Source organism: Microvirga sp. VF16 (assembly GCF_016864375.1).
In the GTDB taxonomy this organism is placed as follows: domain Bacteria; phylum Pseudomonadota; class Alphaproteobacteria; order Rhizobiales; family Beijerinckiaceae; genus Microvirga.
The window spans coordinates 5,306,763-5,323,859 of record NZ_CP069354.1 but is presented as its reverse complement, the minus strand read 5'-3'; the positions used below and the strand labels follow the sequence as shown (position 1 = coordinate 5,323,859).

13 protein-coding genes are annotated in these 17,097 nt (G+C 61.8%); 7 read left to right on the top strand and 6 right to left on the bottom strand.

Annotated features, from left to right (window positions below; translation table 11 throughout):
• Positions 1-369: 369 nt before the first annotated feature.
• Entirely contained in the window at positions 370-3,714 is a 3,345-nt protein-coding gene (locus tag JO965_RS25035; protein ID WP_203441628.1) for a cadherin domain-containing protein, read from the top strand.
• Between the two features lie 75 nt (positions 3,715-3,789).
• Here the strand turns inward: JO965_RS25035 and JO965_RS25030 are convergent, their stop codons facing one another.
• Positions 3,790-4,998 (bottom strand): ROK family protein, encoded by a 1,209-nt coding sequence (locus JO965_RS25030; RefSeq protein WP_203441627.1) that lies wholly within the window; start codon positions 4,996-4,998, stop codon positions 3,790-3,792.
• A 226-nt stretch (positions 4,999-5,224) separates the two neighbouring features.
• On the opposite strand from JO965_RS25030, the gene xylF reads away from it, so the two are divergent.
• The 4 genes from xylF to JO965_RS25010 all read left to right on the top strand — a co-directional run bounded on the left by xylF (position 5,225) and on the right by JO965_RS25010 (position 9,408).
• Positions 5,225-6,268 (top strand): D-xylose ABC transporter substrate-binding protein, encoded by a 1,044-nt coding sequence (gene xylF, locus JO965_RS25025; protein ID WP_203441626.1) that lies wholly within the window; start codon positions 5,225-5,227, stop codon positions 6,266-6,268.
• Between the two features lie 155 nt (positions 6,269-6,423).
• Complete coding sequence (locus tag JO965_RS25020) at positions 6,424-7,719, top strand: sugar ABC transporter permease (protein ID WP_203441625.1); 1,296 nt, start codon at positions 6,424-6,426, stop codon at positions 7,717-7,719.
• Between the two features lie 12 nt (positions 7,720-7,731).
• Positions 7,732-8,511: an ATP-binding cassette domain-containing protein gene (locus JO965_RS25015; protein ID WP_203441624.1), complete on the top strand. Its 780-nt coding sequence runs from the start codon at positions 7,732-7,734 to the stop codon at positions 8,509-8,511.
• Between the two features lie 144 nt (positions 8,512-8,655).
• Positions 8,656-9,408, top strand: a complete 753-nt coding sequence (locus JO965_RS25010; protein WP_203441623.1) for an SDR family NAD(P)-dependent oxidoreductase — start codon at positions 8,656-8,658, stop codon at positions 9,406-9,408.
• Positions 9,409-9,667: 259 nt separating this feature from the next.
• Here the strand turns inward: JO965_RS25010 and JO965_RS25005 are convergent, their stop codons facing one another.
• The gene (locus JO965_RS25005) at positions 9,668-10,993 is read right to left on the bottom strand and encodes an MFS transporter (protein ID WP_246776684.1); all 1,326 of its coding nucleotides are present in this window, start codon (positions 10,991-10,993) and stop codon (positions 9,668-9,670) included.
• Positions 10,994-11,052: 59 nt separating this feature from the next.
• A complete protein-coding gene (locus JO965_RS25000) occupies positions 11,053-11,877 on the bottom strand; it encodes an SIR2 family protein (protein WP_246776683.1) in 825 nt (274 codons plus the stop codon).
• Positions 11,878-12,009: 132 nt separating this feature from the next.
• Between JO965_RS25000 and JO965_RS24995 the strand changes: the two genes are divergently transcribed.
• Entirely contained in the window at positions 12,010-12,585 is a 576-nt protein-coding gene (locus JO965_RS24995) for an NUDIX domain-containing protein (protein WP_246776682.1), read from the top strand.
• Between the two features lie 10 nt (positions 12,586-12,595).
• Here JO965_RS24995 and fghA read toward each other — a convergent pair whose 3' ends face one another.
• Entirely contained in the window at positions 12,596-13,441 is an 846-nt protein-coding gene (gene fghA, locus JO965_RS24990) for an S-formylglutathione hydrolase (protein WP_203441620.1), read from the bottom strand.
• A gap of 15 nt (positions 13,442-13,456) precedes the next feature.
• The gene (locus tag JO965_RS24985; RefSeq protein ID WP_203441619.1) at positions 13,457-14,569 is read right to left on the bottom strand and encodes an S-(hydroxymethyl)glutathione dehydrogenase/class III alcohol dehydrogenase; all 1,113 of its coding nucleotides are present in this window, start codon (positions 14,567-14,569) and stop codon (positions 13,457-13,459) included.
• Positions 14,570-14,685: 116 nt separating this feature from the next.
• Between JO965_RS24985 and JO965_RS24980 the strand changes: the two genes are divergently transcribed.
• The gene (locus tag JO965_RS24980; protein ID WP_203441618.1) at positions 14,686-15,351 is read left to right on the top strand and encodes an MBL fold metallo-hydrolase; all 666 of its coding nucleotides are present in this window, start codon (positions 14,686-14,688) and stop codon (positions 15,349-15,351) included.
• A gap of 177 nt (positions 15,352-15,528) precedes the next feature.
• Here the strand turns inward: JO965_RS24980 and JO965_RS24975 are convergent, their stop codons facing one another.
• Positions 15,529-16,995 carry a catalase gene (locus JO965_RS24975; protein ID WP_203441617.1) on the bottom strand — a complete coding sequence of 489 codons (1,467 nt, stop codon included), beginning with the start codon at positions 16,993-16,995 and terminating at the stop codon, positions 15,529-15,531.
• Positions 16,996-17,097: the final 102 nt, after the last annotated feature.

Below are 17,097 nucleotides of genomic sequence, written 5' to 3'. Positions count from 1 at the left end.
TCCCGGGACGGATGGCTATGGCATCGCCGCTTTGGACCACTCCGAAGGATGCGCGCTCGGTTTCAATCCGGCATGCCCTTGAGACCAGGATGCTTCCATCATGCGGGAACAGATTTCGATGCCTGGATCGCTGAGATCTCGTGGTCACGGAAGTGTTTGAAATTCAATACTATTTTCCCATGACGTAACGAATGCCGGCTCCTGATGGTCGATCTCAAGCTTTGCCATGTGCGTCAACGCACCAGACTACCCCTTTACAAGCTATAACCTTGCATTAAATCTCGCCGCTGCATACTACAACATCACAATGGTCGCCGTGATTCCATTGCAGGGCAGGCCGGGGCGTTGGCAATTTTAGGGAGAAGAATTATGGCGATCGAGAAGTGGGGCAATCCTAAAACGGTTACAGGTCCAAATGGTGCGGATGAGAGCACTGTGGCGGCCCTGCCTAACGGTGGCTACATCGTTGTTTGGGATTCAAGGGGCGTTACCTGCGTGCAGGTTTATGACGGCTTGGGGAATCCTGTCGGTGCCAGACAGGATCTTGCAAGTACGGTCGGGACGCCGAGGGCCCCCAAGGTGACAGTCCTCGACGATGGCAGCTTTATCGTTGGGTGGAGCGGCGCCAATGCAACGGTCCAAGCTCAAAAGTTTTCGGTTACGGGCGCGAAGGACGGTGGGCTTTTTACCATTGCGTCGCCGACCACCACTGGGCTTCCCAGAAATGACTTTCCGTCCTTTGCATCGGACGGTAACGAATGGGTCGCTGTCTGGGCTGCAAGCAATGACACGCAAGATGTCATCCATTTCAAGCGGCAGGATGGCACTCAATTCAACATTGTAACAGGTTCAGGCGTCACCCAGCCCGATGTCACGGAGCTTGCGGATGGCAGGCATGCGGTCACGTGGGAAGAAAGTGGCGTTATCAAGGTCGCCCTTGTAGGGGCCAACAACACAGTCACTGTGCTAACGGGGAATGCCAGCGGTCAAAATGCAAATGAGCCTAAAATAACGGCGTTGTCCAATGGCGGCTTTGTCGTCAGCTGGCAGGAGGGGAATGCAAGAAAGTTTTCCACGCAGGTCTATGATGCCAATGGAGGCAAGGTAGCGACAGGCTCCTTGCAGCAAAATGGAACATGGACGGAATATCCTCCTGAAATCGTTGCCCTGACAAAAGGTGGTTTCGCAGGCGGATACGCCGTCATCTATGAGGATTGGGTCGGGAACGACAACGGCGATATTTATCTGCAACTGGTCAAGGCCGATGGAACAATCGTCGGGCCCAAGCTGATTAATGACGGTGCTCTTCAAAAAGGAGACCAAGGTGGGATCACCTCGGTCACGGAGCTTCCCGACGGGCGCATCTCGATTGTTTGGGATGACGGAACCGATGGCAATGGCGTGATCCGTAATCAGATCATCGACGCTCGCGAAATCGCCGTCACGGTGAACGGAACCTCTCACAACGACATCTATGTCGGAACGGATATCGTGGGCCAGGTCGATACCCTGAATGGGAAGGCCGGCAACGACTCGCTCTATGGCGGCGCCGGAGACGATTTCCTCAACGGCGGCGCCGGTGCGGATCGCCTCGATGGCGGAGCCGGATTCAATTGGGCCGATTACGTTGATGCCGTGGCGGGTGTGACCGCCAACCTCAAGGGCTCAGTGGGAAATACAGGTGAGGCCCTTGGCGATACCTACGTCAACATCCAGGGTATGCGCGGCTCAAGCCACAATGACGTGCTGACCGGGCGTGACGGGGGAACCCAGCTGTCTGGTATGGGTGGCAATGATACGCTGAATGGTGGCACCGGAAACGATCATCTCCAGGGCGCAGACGGGGATGACTGGCTGTACGGCGGAGCCGGTAGAGATATTTTGAGCGGCGGTTTCGACAACTTGTCGCCGTCCGACACCAAGGCCCGCGCCAATGTCGGCGATACGGCCTCCTATCAGGGCGCCGCAGCCGGAGTGACCGCCAGCCTGAGGCCTGGGGATGCCAACGACAATGCCGGCGACGCCGCGGGCGACACTTACGACAGCATCGAGAACCTGGTCGGCTCCGAACATTCGGATGCCCTGACGGGCACCGAAACATACAACTGGATGGCCGGCAACGACGGAAACGATCTGATCAAAGGCCTGGGCGGCGACGACCTGATCTGGGGCCAGGGTGGCAATGACACGCTCGTGGGCGGCGCTGGCAACGACACACTGAACGGAGGTGATCGCTTTGACTATGCATCCTACCAGGACGTCACTGTCGGAGGGGTGGAGGCTTCACTCGATGATTCTACTCAGAATGAGGGCGACGCAGAGGGCGATAGCTACGACTCGATCGAAGGGTTGATCGGCTCGGCGCAGGCTGATGGTCTTACAGGTGATGCGAACAACAATGTGCTGATCGGCGGCGCTGGGGCCGACACTCTCCGAGGGGCTGAAGGTTCCGATACATTGGTAGGCGGCGCTGGAGGTGATACTCTCCGTGGATATGACGGCTTTGACTATGCCAGCTATGCTAATGCGGATGCAGGTGTAACCGCAGACTTGAGCAATCCTGTGATATTTGACCTCGCGCCGGTCGGCTTCGCGAGCGTCGCAGGAACCGGTGAGGCGGCGGGCGATACTTACGAGGACATCGAAGGTCTGATCGGTTCCAACGCTGGCGATACATTGTATGGCAGTAGCATTGACAACCATATCCTGGGCGGAGATGGCAATGACATTCTGACGGGCAGAGCCGGCAACGACACGCTGGACGGAGGTTCAGGCCTCAACACGGCGGTGTTCTCAGGCAGCCGTGCGCAGTCCAGTGTGACCCGCAATGCCGACGGCACCGTCACGGTCACAGGTCCGGATGGCATCGACTTGCTCAAGGATGTCCGGCAGTTGCAGTTCGCCGATGGGACGGAGTTCGTCAATGCCGCGCCAACAGGGCTGACGCTGTCGAACGCCAGCATCCGCGAGAACGCCCCCGGGAACGCGGAGGTGGGCACGCTGGCGGCTACGGATCTGGACGGGGACAGGATCACCTACAGCCTGGCGCCGGGCTCGAGCGGGTCCTTCGGCATCATCGGCAACAGCCTGGTGGTGACCGGGCCGCTCGACTTCGAGACGAGGCCCTTGAACCAGGTGACGATCCTGGCCAGCGATCCCTATGGCGGCGTGGCGAGCCTGACGGTGAACATCACCGTGACCAACTACACGGGCGAGACGACGCCGTTCACGCTCCGCGGCACCTCGCGGGCGGATACGCTCCGCGGCGAAGCCGGCAACGACACGATCTACGGCAGCAACGGCAATGACACGCTCTATGGCGAGTTCGGCAACGACCGTATTTTCGGCGGGACCGGCAACGACAAGCTGTATGGCAGCTCGGGCAAGGACGTGTTCGTGTTCGATACACGGTTGAACAAGAGCACGAACGTGGATCGGATCTACGATTTCAGGTCTTCGGATGACAGCTTCTACCTCGACAACAAGTATTTCACCAAGCTGGGTTCGGGCTCGCTCTCCAAGCCGAAGAAGTTCAAGTCCGACATGTTCATCGAGGGCAAGAAGGCGCAGGATCGCGAGGATCGCATCGTCTACGACAAGAAGACCGGCGCGCTCTACTACGACCAGGACGGCACCGGCTCGAAGGCCCAGGTGAAGATCGCCACCATCTCCAACAAGGTAAAGCTCTACTACCACGACTTCTACGTGATCTGATCGGAGCACGCGGAGGTTTGAGCGAGATGTGCCGCCCAGAGAAGGCCGTGGCGGCACTTTCTTTTGGGATGAGCCTCAGGCGGCCTTCGAGCGTGCGAGATCAAGGTCGAGTTCGCGCAGGGCCTGCATGACGACGCCTTCGGTCAAAAGGTCCATGGAAGATTCCACCACGTGGATGGCGGCGAGCGCTCTCAGCTCGGGAATGGTCTGCGATTCGAGCGCTGCCTCGAAGGAGGGGCGCAGCAGGTCCATGGCGCGGGTGCCGGGACCGCAGATCACGATGTGATCGGGCTCCAGGGTCTGGATCAGGATGCCGACCGCATCGCCCAATACTTCGCCGGCGGCCTGGAAGAGGTTGAGGAGGGCGGGATCGCCCGCTCTCGCCTGCTCGACGATAGAACCCATGGCGTCCTCGCTCGGCAGCAGCAGGGTCGGGGCCGGTCGGTGGTCGATGAGCTGCGCATCCCGATGGAGCGCGTAATCGGCGAGATAGGCCTCGATGCAGCCGCGTCCGCCGCAGCGGCATTGCGGGCCGCTTCGGCGCAGGCGCACATGGCCGAACTCGCTGCCGCCGAAGCGCGCGCCGCGATAGAGCTCGCCCTGGATGAGAAAGCCGAGGCCGACGCCGTCGCCGATCATCAGGCAGGCCGTGCGGCCCGATCGCAGATCCGAGTTCCGCTGCGTGATGGCAAAGGCCATGGCGCTGGCATCGTTCTCGATCAGAACGGGCTTGCCGAGCCTTTCACCAAGCCCGGAGGCCAGAGGCAGATCGCGGGTGCCGAGCACCGGGCTCCAGGCGACGATGCCGTCCCGCGTGTCCACATAGCCCTGGCAGGCGAGGCCTACGGCCTTCACGTTGTGTGCGCCGGTCTCCTCGGCGAAGACGGTGATCGTCTCCGCCAGCACATTCATCAGTTCTTCCGCCCCGAGATTGCGCAAGGGCCGTTCGATGTGCCGGCTGGCCCGGTTGCGTCCCGCGCTGTCCACCAGCCGCAGCTCGATGCGGTTGAAGCCGGTCCAGACGCCGATCACCGATCCCAGGGTTTCCGCAAAGTAAAGGCGCGTCTTGGGACGCCCGCGAATCAGGCTCGAGGCCGGGTCCGTCGTCTCTTCCGCAACCAGGATGCCCTCATCGAGGAGGCTGGCCGTCAGGTCGGAGACGCTCGCCGGACTCATGCCGAGATGCTGGCCGATCTCCACCCGCGCCATGGCGCCTTCCCGGCGCAGAGCATCGAGCAGGCGCCGCCGGGCCGTTTCACGAGGAGAGAGGGAAAGCATGGTCATCGCGTTCATTTGTTCGGTTTATGAATAAAACAATTCCAAGATAGATGGGTATCAGACGAAAATATAAGCCTGAAGGTGCTTGAAGCCAGGAACGGCTGAGATAATTATTTCCGCGCTCGAAATATAAAGCATGGCAGAGCGAGCCATATCGTCGATCCGCCTCGGACCGACAGCCTGTCATGAGCAAGGGACTTGTAAAGGGAACGCAAGGTCCAGGAGGAAGCCGATGCTATCGAAGAAACACGCACTGATCAGTCTTGCCGCTCTGGCTCTGTCCGCCACCGCCGCCTTCGCCCAGAAGGGCCCGGTCGTCGGCGTCAGCTGGTCGAACTTCCAGGAAGAACGCTGGAAGACCGACGAGGCCGCCATCAAGGCCGCCGTCGAGAAGGCCGGCGGCACCTATGTGTCGGCGGATGCGCAATCCTCGCCGTCCAAGCAGCTCACCGATATCGAGAGCCTCATCTCCCGCGGCGCCAAGGCGCTGATCGTGCTGGCGCAGGACGCGGATGCGGTGCGCCCGGCCGTCGAGAAGGCGGTCGCAGAAGGCATTCCGGTCGTCGGCTATGACCGCCTCATCGAAATCCCGCAGGTCTTCTATCTCACCTTCGACAATGTCGAGGTCGGCCGCCTCCAGGCCCGTGAGGTGTTCAAGCTGAAGCCGGAAGGCAACTACGCCTTCATCAAGGGCTCGGGCGCCGATCCGAACGCCAACTTCCTGTTCCAGGGCTCGATGGAAGTGCTTAAGAGTGCGATCGATTCCGGCAAGATCAAGAATGTTGGCGAGGCCTATACGGATGGCTGGCTCCCCGCCAATGCGCAGCGGAACATGGAGCAGTTCCTCACCAAGAACAACAACAAGATCGATGCGGTGATCGCCGCCAATGACGGCACCGCGGGCGGCGCGATTGCTGCTCTCGCGGCGCAGGGCCTCGCCGGTTCCGTGCCGGTCTCCGGTCAGGACGCCGACAAGGCGGCTCTGAACCGCGTGGCGCTCGGCACGCAGACCGTCACGGTGTTCAAGGATGCCCGCGAACTCGGCCGCAACGCAGCAGAGATCGCCGTGCAGCTCGCAGGCGGCAAGAAGCTCACCGAGATCCAGGGTGCAAAGCCTTGGAACCTCGGTCCGAAGAAGCAGAACATGACCGCTCTCTTTCTCACGCCCGTTGCGATCACGAAGGATAATCTCGACGTGGTCATCAATGCCGGCTGGGTCACGAAGGACGTGGTCTGCCAGGGCGTGAAGGCGGGCGCTGCGAAGGCCTGCAACTGATCGGGGCTTGCTCCTTGTCGTCCCCGGCGAGCCTTTAGGCAAGGGAAGGGGATCCATTCAACGCTCTGCGCAATGGATCCCTTCTCCTCCGCTGACACTTCGGCCGGGGATGACATTTTTCATGAGACTTTTCATTCGCCTTTCAGCGTGACGTCATGACTGCACCTGTTGCCACGACTGCCCCGCCGAGCGCCGCTTCCGGCTCGCTCCTGTCGAAACTCGAGATCGATGTCCGCATGCTCGGCATGCTGGCGGCGCTTGCCGTGATCTGGATCGGCTTCGACATTCTCTCCGGCGGCGTTTTTCTCACTCCGCGCAATCTCTGGAACCTGTCGGTCCAGACCGCTTCCGTGGCGGTCATGGCGACCGGCATGGTGCTCGTCATCGTCACGCGGAACATCGACCTCTCCGTCGGCGCGATCCTCGGCGTCGTCGGCATGATCATCGGCGTTGCGCAGGTGCAGTGGCTGCCGGCCTATCTCGGGCTGGAACATTGGCTCACCGCACCGCTCGCCGTGCTGATCGCGCTCGTTGTCGGCGGATCGATCGGCCTTTTCCAGGGCTGGCTCATCGCCTATCTCGGCATTCCCTCCTTCATCGTCACGCTCGGCGGCCTGCTCGTGTGGCGCGGCGCGGCCTGGTGGGTCACGACCGGTCAGACCATCGCGCCCATGGATACCCGCTTCAAGGCCTTTGGCGGCGGTGTGGAAGGTGCGCTCGGCGCGACCGCCACCTGGGTCATTGCCGCGATTGCCTGCGGCGGCATCATCGTGGCTTTGGGCCTTGCCCGCCGCCGCCGCCTGAGCTTCGGCTTCCCGGTGCGTCCCGGTTGGGCGGATGCGGTGATTGCCGGTATCGCCTGCGTCGCCGTGCTCGGGGCCGCCGCCATTGCCAATGCCTATCCGCTGCCCGCTGGCACGGCGCGCCGCTGGGCGGAAGCGAACGGCATCGCGTGGCCCGAAGGCGGATTGTTCATTCCGCATGGTGTCGCATTGCCGGTGCTGATCGCGGTCGTCGTTGGTCTGGTGATGACCTTCATTGCGACGCGCCGACGCTTCGGCCGTTATGTCTTCGCCATCGGCGGCAATCCGGAAGCGGCGGAACTGTCGGGCATCAACACCCGCTGGACGCTGATGAAGGTGTTCGGCCTGATGGGCCTGCTCTGCGGCATCTCTGCCTGCATTTCGACCGCGCGTCTGAACGCGGCGACCAATGCGGCCGGTACCCTCGACGAGCTTTACGTGATCGCGTCCGCGGTGATCGGCGGTACGTCGCTCGCCGGCGGCATCGGCACCATCGCTGGCGCTATGCTCGGCGCGCTCGTCATGCAGTCACTGCAGTCGGGCATGGTGCTGCTCGGCGTGGACACACCGCTGCAGAACATCGTCGTCGGCGCGGTTCTCGTGCTGGCGGTGTGGGTCGATAGCCTCTATCGCCGTCGCATCAAGTAAGGGACGCGCATCATGCACACGAATGGAACGGCGTCTCTCGTCGAGATGCGCAACATCTCCATCGCTTTCGGTGGTATCAAGGCTGTCGACGACGTGTCCGTCGATCTGCGCCCCGGCGAGGTGGTGGGTCTGCTCGGCCATAACGGCGCCGGCAAGTCGACGCTGATCAAGATCCTCTCCGGCGCCTACAAGGCGGATGCGGGCGAGATCTACGTGAATGGCGAGCACGCCGACATCTCGACGCCCCGCGATGCCAAGCGCTACGGCATCGAGACGATCTATCAGACGCTCGCGCTCGCCGATAACATCGACGCAGCAGGAAATATCTTCCTTGGACGGGAAGTCCTCACGCCCTATGGCACCCTCGACGATGCGACGATGGAGGCCGAGACGCGCAAGGTCATGGCGCGTCTCAATCCGCATTTCCGCCGCTTCAAGGAGCCTGTTAAAGCGCTCTCCGGCGGTCAGCGCCAATCGGTGGCGATTGCGCGCGCGATCTACTTCAATGCCCGCGTGCTAATCATGGATGAGCCTACAGCGGCGCTCGGTCCCGCCGAGACGCAGCAGGTGGCCGATCTTGTGCTGCAGCTGAAGAAGGAAGGGATCGGCATCTTCCTCATCAGTCACGACATCCACGATGTCTTCGGCCTCGCCGACCGCGTCAGCGTGATGAAGAACGGCAAGCTCGTCGGCTCGGCCAATGTGCAGGACGTCACGCAGGACGAGGTGCTCGGCATGATCATCCTCGGCAAATGCCCGCCCGGAGCTACGCCAGGACCGGGTGCGATCTGATTCCGTTCGCATCATTCCGGGCCAAGCGTGAGCGGAGGTCCGGGACAGGTCGCAGAACTAAGGTGCCAACCTCGTCAAGCAATCCCGGGTTCTGCTATGCAGTCTCGGGATGACAGCACGTTCATTGGAATAAGGTGAAGATTGATGACCCAGACGATTTACGGCTCCCTGAAGGACAAGGCTGTTCTCATTACCGGTGGCGCGAGTGGTATCGGCGAGAGCATCGCGCGTTCGTTCCATGCGCAGGGCAGCAAGGTCGCCATCCTCGACTACAATGCTGAAGCGGGACAGGCTCTGGCGAAGGAACTCGGCGAGCGCGTGCATTTCGAGCATAGCGATGTGCGCGACATTCCCGCCTTTCAGGCGGCAATCCAGCGCGCCAGCGATGCGCTCGGGCCGATCACGATCCTCGTCAACAACGCCGCGCGCGACGACCGCCACACGATCGATCAGGTCACGCCGGAATATTGGCGGGAGCGCTTCGCCACCAATCTCGATCATCAGTTCTTCGCCGCCCAAGCCGTGCTGCCGGACATGGAGAAGGCGGGCGGCGGCTCGATCATCAATATGGGCTCGACGAGCTACATGGTGAGCGACGATTCCTTTGCCGCTTACAAGACCGCGAAATCCGCCGCCGTTGGTCTCACCCGCGCGCTTGCGCGGGAACTCGGACCAAAGAATATCCGCGTCAATTGTCTCGTTCCTGGCTGGATCATGACCCAGCGCCAGATCGACCTCTGGCTGACGCCGGAAGGCGAGAAGGAACTGCTCAAGCGCCAATGCGTGAAGCGCAAGCTCGTGCCGCAGGATATCGCCAATTTCACGCTTTTCCTCGGCTCGGACGATTCCAGCGCCATGTCCGCCCAGACCTATCTCGTGGACGGCGGGTGGGTTTAATTGCAGTTTCAACGAGCGTCATCCGGATGGCGAAAGCCGATCCGGGATCGTCATCAGGATACTCTTCCGTCATGGCCGGGCTTGTCCCGGCCATCTCACTTCTGAAGGGCACCGAGCCTCATCACTCGGGATCACCGGCACAGGGCCGGTGATGACTTGGAGGGTATCATTACGGACGGCCTTCGTCGGAATGACAGTGCTGGAACGGTTTAAGCGATCCCGGATCTTCGCTTCGCTCCGTCCGGGATGACGTTTGAATTTATGCCCTCGATCCGGCACCGACCGGCGTTCCGGTCATCTCGGCCGCTTCCTCTTTTTCCTCAACCGTCTTCATCGTATCCCGCCGTACGATGAGGCACAGGAAGATCAACGGGATGCCGATGGCGGCGGTGCCGGTGAAGAGCAGCGGGTAGCCGAAGGCATCCACTACCGCGCCTGAGGCGCCGCCGATGAGTTTGCCGGGCAGAGCGTAAAGCGAGCTCAGAAGGGCGTACTGCGTCGCGGCGAAGCCCGGCGAAGTCAGGCCCGACATGTAGGCGACGAGCGCTGCGCCCGCGAAGCCTTGCGCGAAATTGTCGACGCTGATCGTGAGCGTCAGGCCCATGATCGTAGCGTTGCCGGCGGCAAGCCAGGAGAACATCAGGTTGGAGCCGGCGGCGATGGACGCGCCGATGAGTAGGGTCCACCACAAGCCAAGACGGGTCAGCGCGAGGCCGCCGCCGAAGGCACCGATGATGCCGATCCAGACGCCGTAGAGCTTCGATACATTGGCGATGTCGGCCTTGGAGAAGCCGAGGTCGATATAGAGCGGGTTCGCCATGATCCCGGCGACGAAATCGGGCAGGCGGTAGCAGGCGATGAGCGCCAGGATCGGGATCAGCATCATGCCCTTGCGCCGGAACAGATCGGTCAGAGGCTCGATGATCGCCTGGACAAAGGGAAGATGTTTGCGTGCCGGCCCTTCGTCGATGCGCGGGGCGAGCAATGTGCCCACGAGACCGACGCCCATGAGCGCTGTCATGGCGAAATAAGCGCTGGGCCAGCTCGCGAACTGGGCGATGTAGAGCGCACCGGCGCCGGCACAGATGAGGGCGAGGCGATAGCCCAGCAGAAGGCTTGCCGCCATCATGCCCTGGCGTTCCGTCGGCGCGGCATCGATGCGCCAGCCGTCGATCACCACGTCCTGGGTCGCCGACGAGAAGGCGATCAGCACGGCCGCCGCGATCGTGAGCGGCATGCTTATCTGGGGGCCCGTGAGGGCCATGCCGATCAGGCCGGCCATGACGCCAAATTGCGACAGGGCCATCCAGCCGCGGCGGCGACCGAGCAGGCGGGAGAGGCCCGGAACATCGTAGCGGTCGACGATGGGAGCCCAGAGGAATTTCAGGGAATAGGCCAGCGCCACCCAGCTCAGCATGCCGATGATCGTCAGCGAGATGCCGGCCTCCCTGAGCCAGGTTGACAGGGTGCTGAAGACGAGCAGGAAGGGGAGCCCCGAGGAGAAGCCTAGCGGCAGCATGAGCGCGATGCGTCCATCGGTCAGAACATCGCGAAGGGAAAGACGGCGTTTGGTTGAGGCGGCCATGAAGTCATCTTGGAAATGAGAAAGGCGCCACATTGGCACAAGGCCGTGCCGATGCAAAATCAGCCACTGTCCTCCCCCCGTTCAACGGCTTCGCTCAACTTGGCGAGAAATCTCTCAAGCGCCTGCTCTGGTGGGCAGTCCTTCTCCGTCAGGACCTGCAGACCCCATTGCTCCAGAACCGCCTGCTCGACAGGGTTCGGACGCAGCACGAACACATAGGATTGCGGCCTGTCCCGCTCGTATCCGGAATCAGCCCAGGTCTTCCAAAGCCTGTGCAGCAGGAAGCGGATGTTGAGATCCCTCATGCTGTAGCCGATGAACAGGATGGTCTTGCCGAGCGCGTCCGAGCGGAACTTGATGTCGAGGGGCGACTCGAAGGAGAGACGTTCGAGATAGTCGGTCTCCGCGATGACGATGGACCCGTCATCGTCGAAATCGCCATGGTACTTCACGATCTGCGGAATGCCCGAGCGGATCCGGGCGATGTCCTTGGCATTGACGATCTTCACGTATTCCTTGCCCTGCAGCTCGAACGAGGTCTCCAGGTTGCGATCGAAGTTCGTGGTGTAGATGATCGGGAAGTCGAGCTTGCAGATGATCTCGTGGACGCGCGAGCATTGCAGGGCTTCCTCCGGAATGCTCCAGTTCCGGTCCATCCAGCTGCGCAGCGGGCCGATGCTGCCCTGTTTGATGCGATAATATTCCGCAAGCGTCAGATGGTTGAGTTCGGCTCCCCGGAATTCCGACAGATCGATCTTCAGCTCATCGGCAATGTGTTCGATCAGAGTGCTCCATGAGGGCAGGCCGACCGTCATGGAGACCCCGGCGCCGGCGAACAGAATGGCCTGTCGTTTCCGGATGGCGGCTACCAGATCCTCATGCACGCAACTCTCCTCCACCATTGCCTGCCCTTAACGCACGAACCCGCTACTCTGCTTCAAAGAAACCTGCGGAATAACTTGAGCGTTTCGCGGGTTGTCTTAAGCTTTGGAACGTCGAACAGGAGAGAGCAGGACGTGGCAGGCTACCGGATCAAACAGGTCGAAACTCTCTATGAGGGGTGGCGCAAGCTCCTCAAGATCACGGTCCAGATGCCGGATGGCCGAATCATGTCGCGGGAGGTTCTGAACAGCACCGATGCTGCCGCCGTGCTTCCCTACGATCCGGAGCGGCGGACTGTCATCCTGATCCGGCAGTTCCGCGCGCCCGTCATGCATGTGGAGGGCCACGCAGACCTCCTGGAAGCCGTGGCGGGCCTGCTTGATGGAGACGGGCCTGAAGCCTGCGCCAAGCGTGAGACCATGGAGGAAGCGGGCCTCCGCATTGCCAAGCTGGAGCCGGTGGGAATGGCTTGGTCAGCCCCAGGCATGACGACAGAGCGCCTGCATCTGTTCCTGGCGCCCTATACCGCCGCCGACCGGGTCGGCGAAGGTGGCGGGCTCACCGAGGAGCACGAGGAAATCGAGGTGCTGGAAATCAGCGTCGACGAGCTTGTCGGCCTGCTGAATCAGGGCTCCATTGCCGACATGAAGACCCTGGCCCTGATCCAGGCCTTGCAACTCCGGCATCCAGAGCTGTTCGACAGGGCCTGAAGACGGCTTGTTACAAACTAAGCCGTTCGGCATGCCAGCGCAGATGATCCTCGATGAAGGTCGCGATGAAGAAGTAGGAATGATCGTAGCCTTCCTGCATCCGCAGGGTTAAAGGCTGGCCAGCCTTGGCGCAGGCCTCCGCCAGGAGTTGGGGCTTGAGTTGGCTCTCGAGAAAGCTGTCGGTCGTGCCCTGATCGACCAGCAGATCAGGCACACATGCGCCGCCTTCGATTAATGCGCAGGCATCGTATTCGCGCCAGGCGAAGCGATCAGCCCCGATATAGGTCGACAGTGCTTTCTCGCCCCAAGGACAATTCACGGGCGAGGCAATGGGTGCGAAGGCGGAAACGGCCTTGAAGCGGCCGGGATTGCGAAGCGCAATCGTGAGCGCTCCGTGGCCACCCATGGAATGGCCGGTGATGCCCTGGCGGCTCATGTCGGCGGGCAGGTTCTCGGCGATGAGAGCCGGCAGCTCGCGCTCCAGATAGGAGCGCATGCGGTAGTTTCGTACCCAGGGCTCCTGCGTCGCATCGACATAGAAGCCAGCCCCGAGACCAAAATCGTAAGCTCCCTCGGGATCATCCGGCACACCTTCGCCGCGCGGGCTCGTGTCCGGAGCCATGAGCATCAGGCCGAGCTCCGAGGCCACCCGCTGCGCGCCCGCCTTCACGGTAAAGTTCTCCTCCGTGCAGGTGAGCCCGGAGAGAAACCACACCACCGGCACCTTAGCGTTCCTTGCCTGCGGCGGCACGAAGACCGCCACGCGCATGGGCGTGCCAGTCTCTTGTGAGGCATGGCGATAGACGAACTGCGTGCCGTTAAAGCAGCGCGATTGCGAGACGACCTCGAAACTCAACGATCCGCTCCTTGATCAGTAGACGATGACCGAGCGGATTGACTTGCCTTCATGCATCAGGTCGAAGGCGGTGTTGATCTCGTCGAGCGGCATCTTATGGGTGATCAGATCGTCGATGTTGATCTTGCCCTCCATGTACCAGTCGACGATCTTCGGCACATCCGTGCGGCCACGCGCACCGCCAAACGCCGTGCCCTTCCAGACGCGGCCGGTGACGAGCTGGAACGGACGCGTGGAGATCTCCTTGCCCGCTTCCGCCACGCCGATGATGATGCTCTCGCCCCAGCCGCGGTGGCAGCATTCGAGGGCCTGGCGCATCACGTCCACATTGCCCGTGGCATCGAAGGAGAAATCCGCGCCGCCGCCGGTGAGATCGACGATCGCCTGCACCACCTTGTCGGTGCCGATCTCGTTCGGATTGATGAAATCCGTCATGCCGAATTTCTTGGCCATTTCGACCTTGGCCGGGTTGATGTCGACGCCGATGATCTTGTCGGCACCGACCATGCGCGCACCCTGGATCACGTTGAGGCCGATGCCGCCGAGACCGAACACCACCACATTCGCGCCGGGCCACACCTTCGCGGTGTAGATCACTGCGCCGATGCCGGTGGTGACGCCGCAGCCGATGTAGCAGATCTTGTCGAAGGGCGCGTCCTCGCGCACCTTGGCGAGCGCGATCTCCGGCAGCACGGTGAAGTTCGCGAAGGTCGAGCAGCCCATATAGTGGAACACCGTCTCGCCGTCGCAGCGGAAGCGGCTGGTGCTGTCCGGCATGAGGCCCTGTCCTTGCGTGGAACGGATGGCGGTGCAGAGATTGGTGCGGCGCGACAGGCAGGATTTGCAGTTGCGGCATTCGGGCGTGTAGAGCGGGATCACGTGATCGCCAGGTTTCAAGGTGGTGACGCCGGGGCCGACCTCGCGCACGATGCCCGCGCCCTCATGGCCGAGGATCGCTGGGAACTTACCCTCAGAATCAAGACCCGACAGCGTATAGGCGTCCGTGTGGCACACGCCGGTTGCCATTACTTCCACGAGCACCTCGCCGGCCTTCGGGCCCTCGATGCGAATGGTCTCGATGGTGAGCGGCTTGCCAGCCTCCCACGCCACGGCGGCCCTGGTTTCCATGCTCGTGTCCTTACCTCATGATTCGGTGAGGGGACTATGTGAAGCCGGGCTCCGTCAGGTCAATAGAGGCATGCCTTTCCAGGAACCTCCGCAACGCCTATGTGTGGATGCGACAGATGAAGGAATCTCCTGTGCCAGACGTCCGCGCCACCCTCATTCCCGTGACGCCTTTCCAGCAGAACTGCACATTGCTGTGGTGCGAGAAAACGAAAAAGGCTGCCGTGGTCGATCCCGGCGGCGATCTCCCCCATATCCGCGAAGCTATCAAGCAAGCAGGCGTGAGCGTGGAGAAGATCATCCTCACGCACGGCCATATCGATCATGCTGGCGGAGCAGCCGAGCTGCGCGAGGAGCTCGGTGTCCCCATCGAAGGTCCGCACGAGGCCGATCGCTTCCTGCTGGAGCGGCTTGCGGAGCAGGGTCAGGCTTACGGCTTTCCGGCCCGCGCCGTCACGCCGGATCGCTGGTTGAACGAAGGCGATACGGTCACTATCGGCGATCTCACCCTCGACGTGCTCCATTGCCCCGGCCACTCGCCGGGCAGCGTCGTGCTCGTATCAAAGGATCAACGTTTCGCTCTCGTCGGCGACGTGCTGTTCCAGGGCTCGGTCGGGCGCGTGGATCTTCCCGGCGGCGACGGCAAGGCGCTGATCCGCTCGATCAAGGACAAGCTGCTGCCGCTCGGCGACGACATTGCCTTCATCTGCGGCCACGGCCCCATGAGCACCATCGGCCAGGAGCGGCAAAGCAACCCATTCCTGCAGGGAGAAGGGTTGCTCTAACGCGCGTCATCCCCGGCGAGCGAAGCGAGGGAAGGGGACCCATGGCGCCGGGCCTCAGTGGATCCCCTTCCCCTCCGCTGCGCTCCGGCCGGGAATGACACTTCGAGAACAGCAGAAAAACAAAACGGCCCGGGATCGCTCCCGGGCCGCTTCATTTACCCCTACAGTTTTCTTGGCTTACTCCGCAGCCTGGATCATCACGGCGCCCTTGAGGCCCATGCGATCCGCCACGCCGAGGCCATAGGCCTTGTCGGCGAGGTAGAAATGCACGATCTGGCGCTTCACGATCTCCTGCGGCACGCCCTGCATCGCTTCCGCGATGTTGTCCATGAGCCGGTTCTGCTCGTCCGGCGTCATGAGGCGGAACAGGTCGCCCGGCTGCTTGTAGTCGTCGTTGCCGGCGCGGTGATCATAGCGATCAGCATCGCCCGAGATCTTGAGCGGCGGCTCGGCGGCACGCTGCGTCTGCACCGGACCGTTGAAGGAGTTTGGCTCATAGTAAGCATTGCCGCGGTTCGGGATGTCGAACAGCATCGAGCCGTCGGCATGATAGTGATGGACCGGGCAGCGCGGGCTGTTCACCGGTAGCGCCTCGTAATGCGTGCCGACGCGGTAACGGTGCGCATCCGCATAAGCGAAGATGCGGCCCTGCAGCATCTTGTCCGGCGAGAAGCTAATGCCGGGCACGATGTTCGACGGTGAGAACGAGGATTGCTCGACCTCGGCGAAGTAGTGCTGCGCATTGCGGTTCAGTTCGAGGATGCCGACCTCGATCAGCGGGTAGTCGCCGTGCGGCCACACCTTGGTGACATCGAACGGGTTATAGGAGGTCTTCTCCGCGTCCGTCTCGGGCATGATCTGAACGCAGAACTTCCAGCGCGGGAAATCGCCGCCTTCGATGGCTTCATAGAGGTCGCGCTGGGCGCTCTCGCGATCCTTGGCGACGACAGCCTCGCCCTCGCGGTTCGTCCAGGTCTTGATGCCCTGCATGGACTTGAAGTGGAACTTCACCCAGAAGCGCTCGCCGGCCTCGTTGATGAACGAATAGGTGTGCGAGCCGAAGCCGTGCATGAAGCGATAGCCCTGCGGCAGTCCGCGATCCGAGAACAGGATCGTCACCTGATGCAGCGTCTCGGGGCTGAGCGACCAGAAATCCCACATGGCGGTGGCGGAGCGCAGGTTCGTGGCCGGATGGCGCTTCTGCGTGCGGATGAAGTCGGGGAACTTCACCGGATCGCGGACGAAGAACACCGGCGTGTTGTTGCCGACGATGTCCCAGTTGCCTTCTTCCGTGTAGACCTTCAGCGCGAAGCCGCGCACATCGCGTTCGGCATCCGCCGCGCCGCGCTCGCCGGCGACAGTGGAGAAGCGCAGGAAGACTTCCGTCTGCTTGCCAATCTCGGAGAAGACCTTCGCCTTGGAATATTTCGTGATGTCGTTGGTGATCGTCAGCGTGCCATAGGCGGCCGAACCCTTGGCATGGACCACGCGCTCCGGAATGCGCTCCCGGTTTTGGTGCGCGAGCTTCTCGATCAGCTGGTAATCCTGGAGCAGCAGCGGGCCGCGGGCGCCCGCCGAGAGGCTGTTCTGGTTGTCGGCAATCGGCGCGCCTGCTGTCGTGGTCATCGTGGTTGTTTTTGTCATGGTCGTCCCCATTGAGGTTGGCGCAAGATGACGGGGACGCCCGATAAGGTCCAATTGTATTGATTACAAACTGCGATCAGTTATTCTTATCGGCGTCATGAT

Coding starts and splice junctions, on each gene's coding strand:
- JO965_RS25015 (WP_203441624.1), top strand. CDS start 7,732: ATGCACACGAATGGAACGGCGTCTCTCGTCGAGATGCGCAACATCTCC.
- xylF (WP_203441626.1), top strand. CDS start 5,225: ATGCTATCGAAGAAACACGCACTGATCAGTCTTGCCGCTCTGGCTCTG.
- JO965_RS24975 (WP_203441617.1), bottom strand. CDS start 16,995: ATGACAAAAACAACCACGATGACCACGACAGCAGGCGCGCCGATTGCC.
- JO965_RS25005 (WP_246776684.1), bottom strand. CDS start 10,993: ATGGCCGCCTCAACCAAACGCCGTCTTTCCCTTCGCGATGTTCTGACC.
- JO965_RS24985 (WP_203441619.1), bottom strand. CDS start 14,569: ATGGAAACCAGGGCCGCCGTGGCGTGGGAGGCTGGCAAGCCGCTCACC.
- JO965_RS25035 (WP_203441628.1), top strand. CDS start 370: ATGGCGATCGAGAAGTGGGGCAATCCTAAAACGGTTACAGGTCCAAAT.
- JO965_RS25020 (WP_203441625.1), top strand. CDS start 6,424: ATGACTGCACCTGTTGCCACGACTGCCCCGCCGAGCGCCGCTTCCGGC.
- JO965_RS25010 (WP_203441623.1), top strand. CDS start 8,656: ATGACCCAGACGATTTACGGCTCCCTGAAGGACAAGGCTGTTCTCATT.
- JO965_RS25030 (WP_203441627.1), bottom strand. CDS start 4,998: ATGACCATGCTTTCCCTCTCTCCTCGTGAAACGGCCCGGCGGCGCCTG.
- JO965_RS24980 (WP_203441618.1), top strand. CDS start 14,686: ATGAAGGAATCTCCTGTGCCAGACGTCCGCGCCACCCTCATTCCCGTG.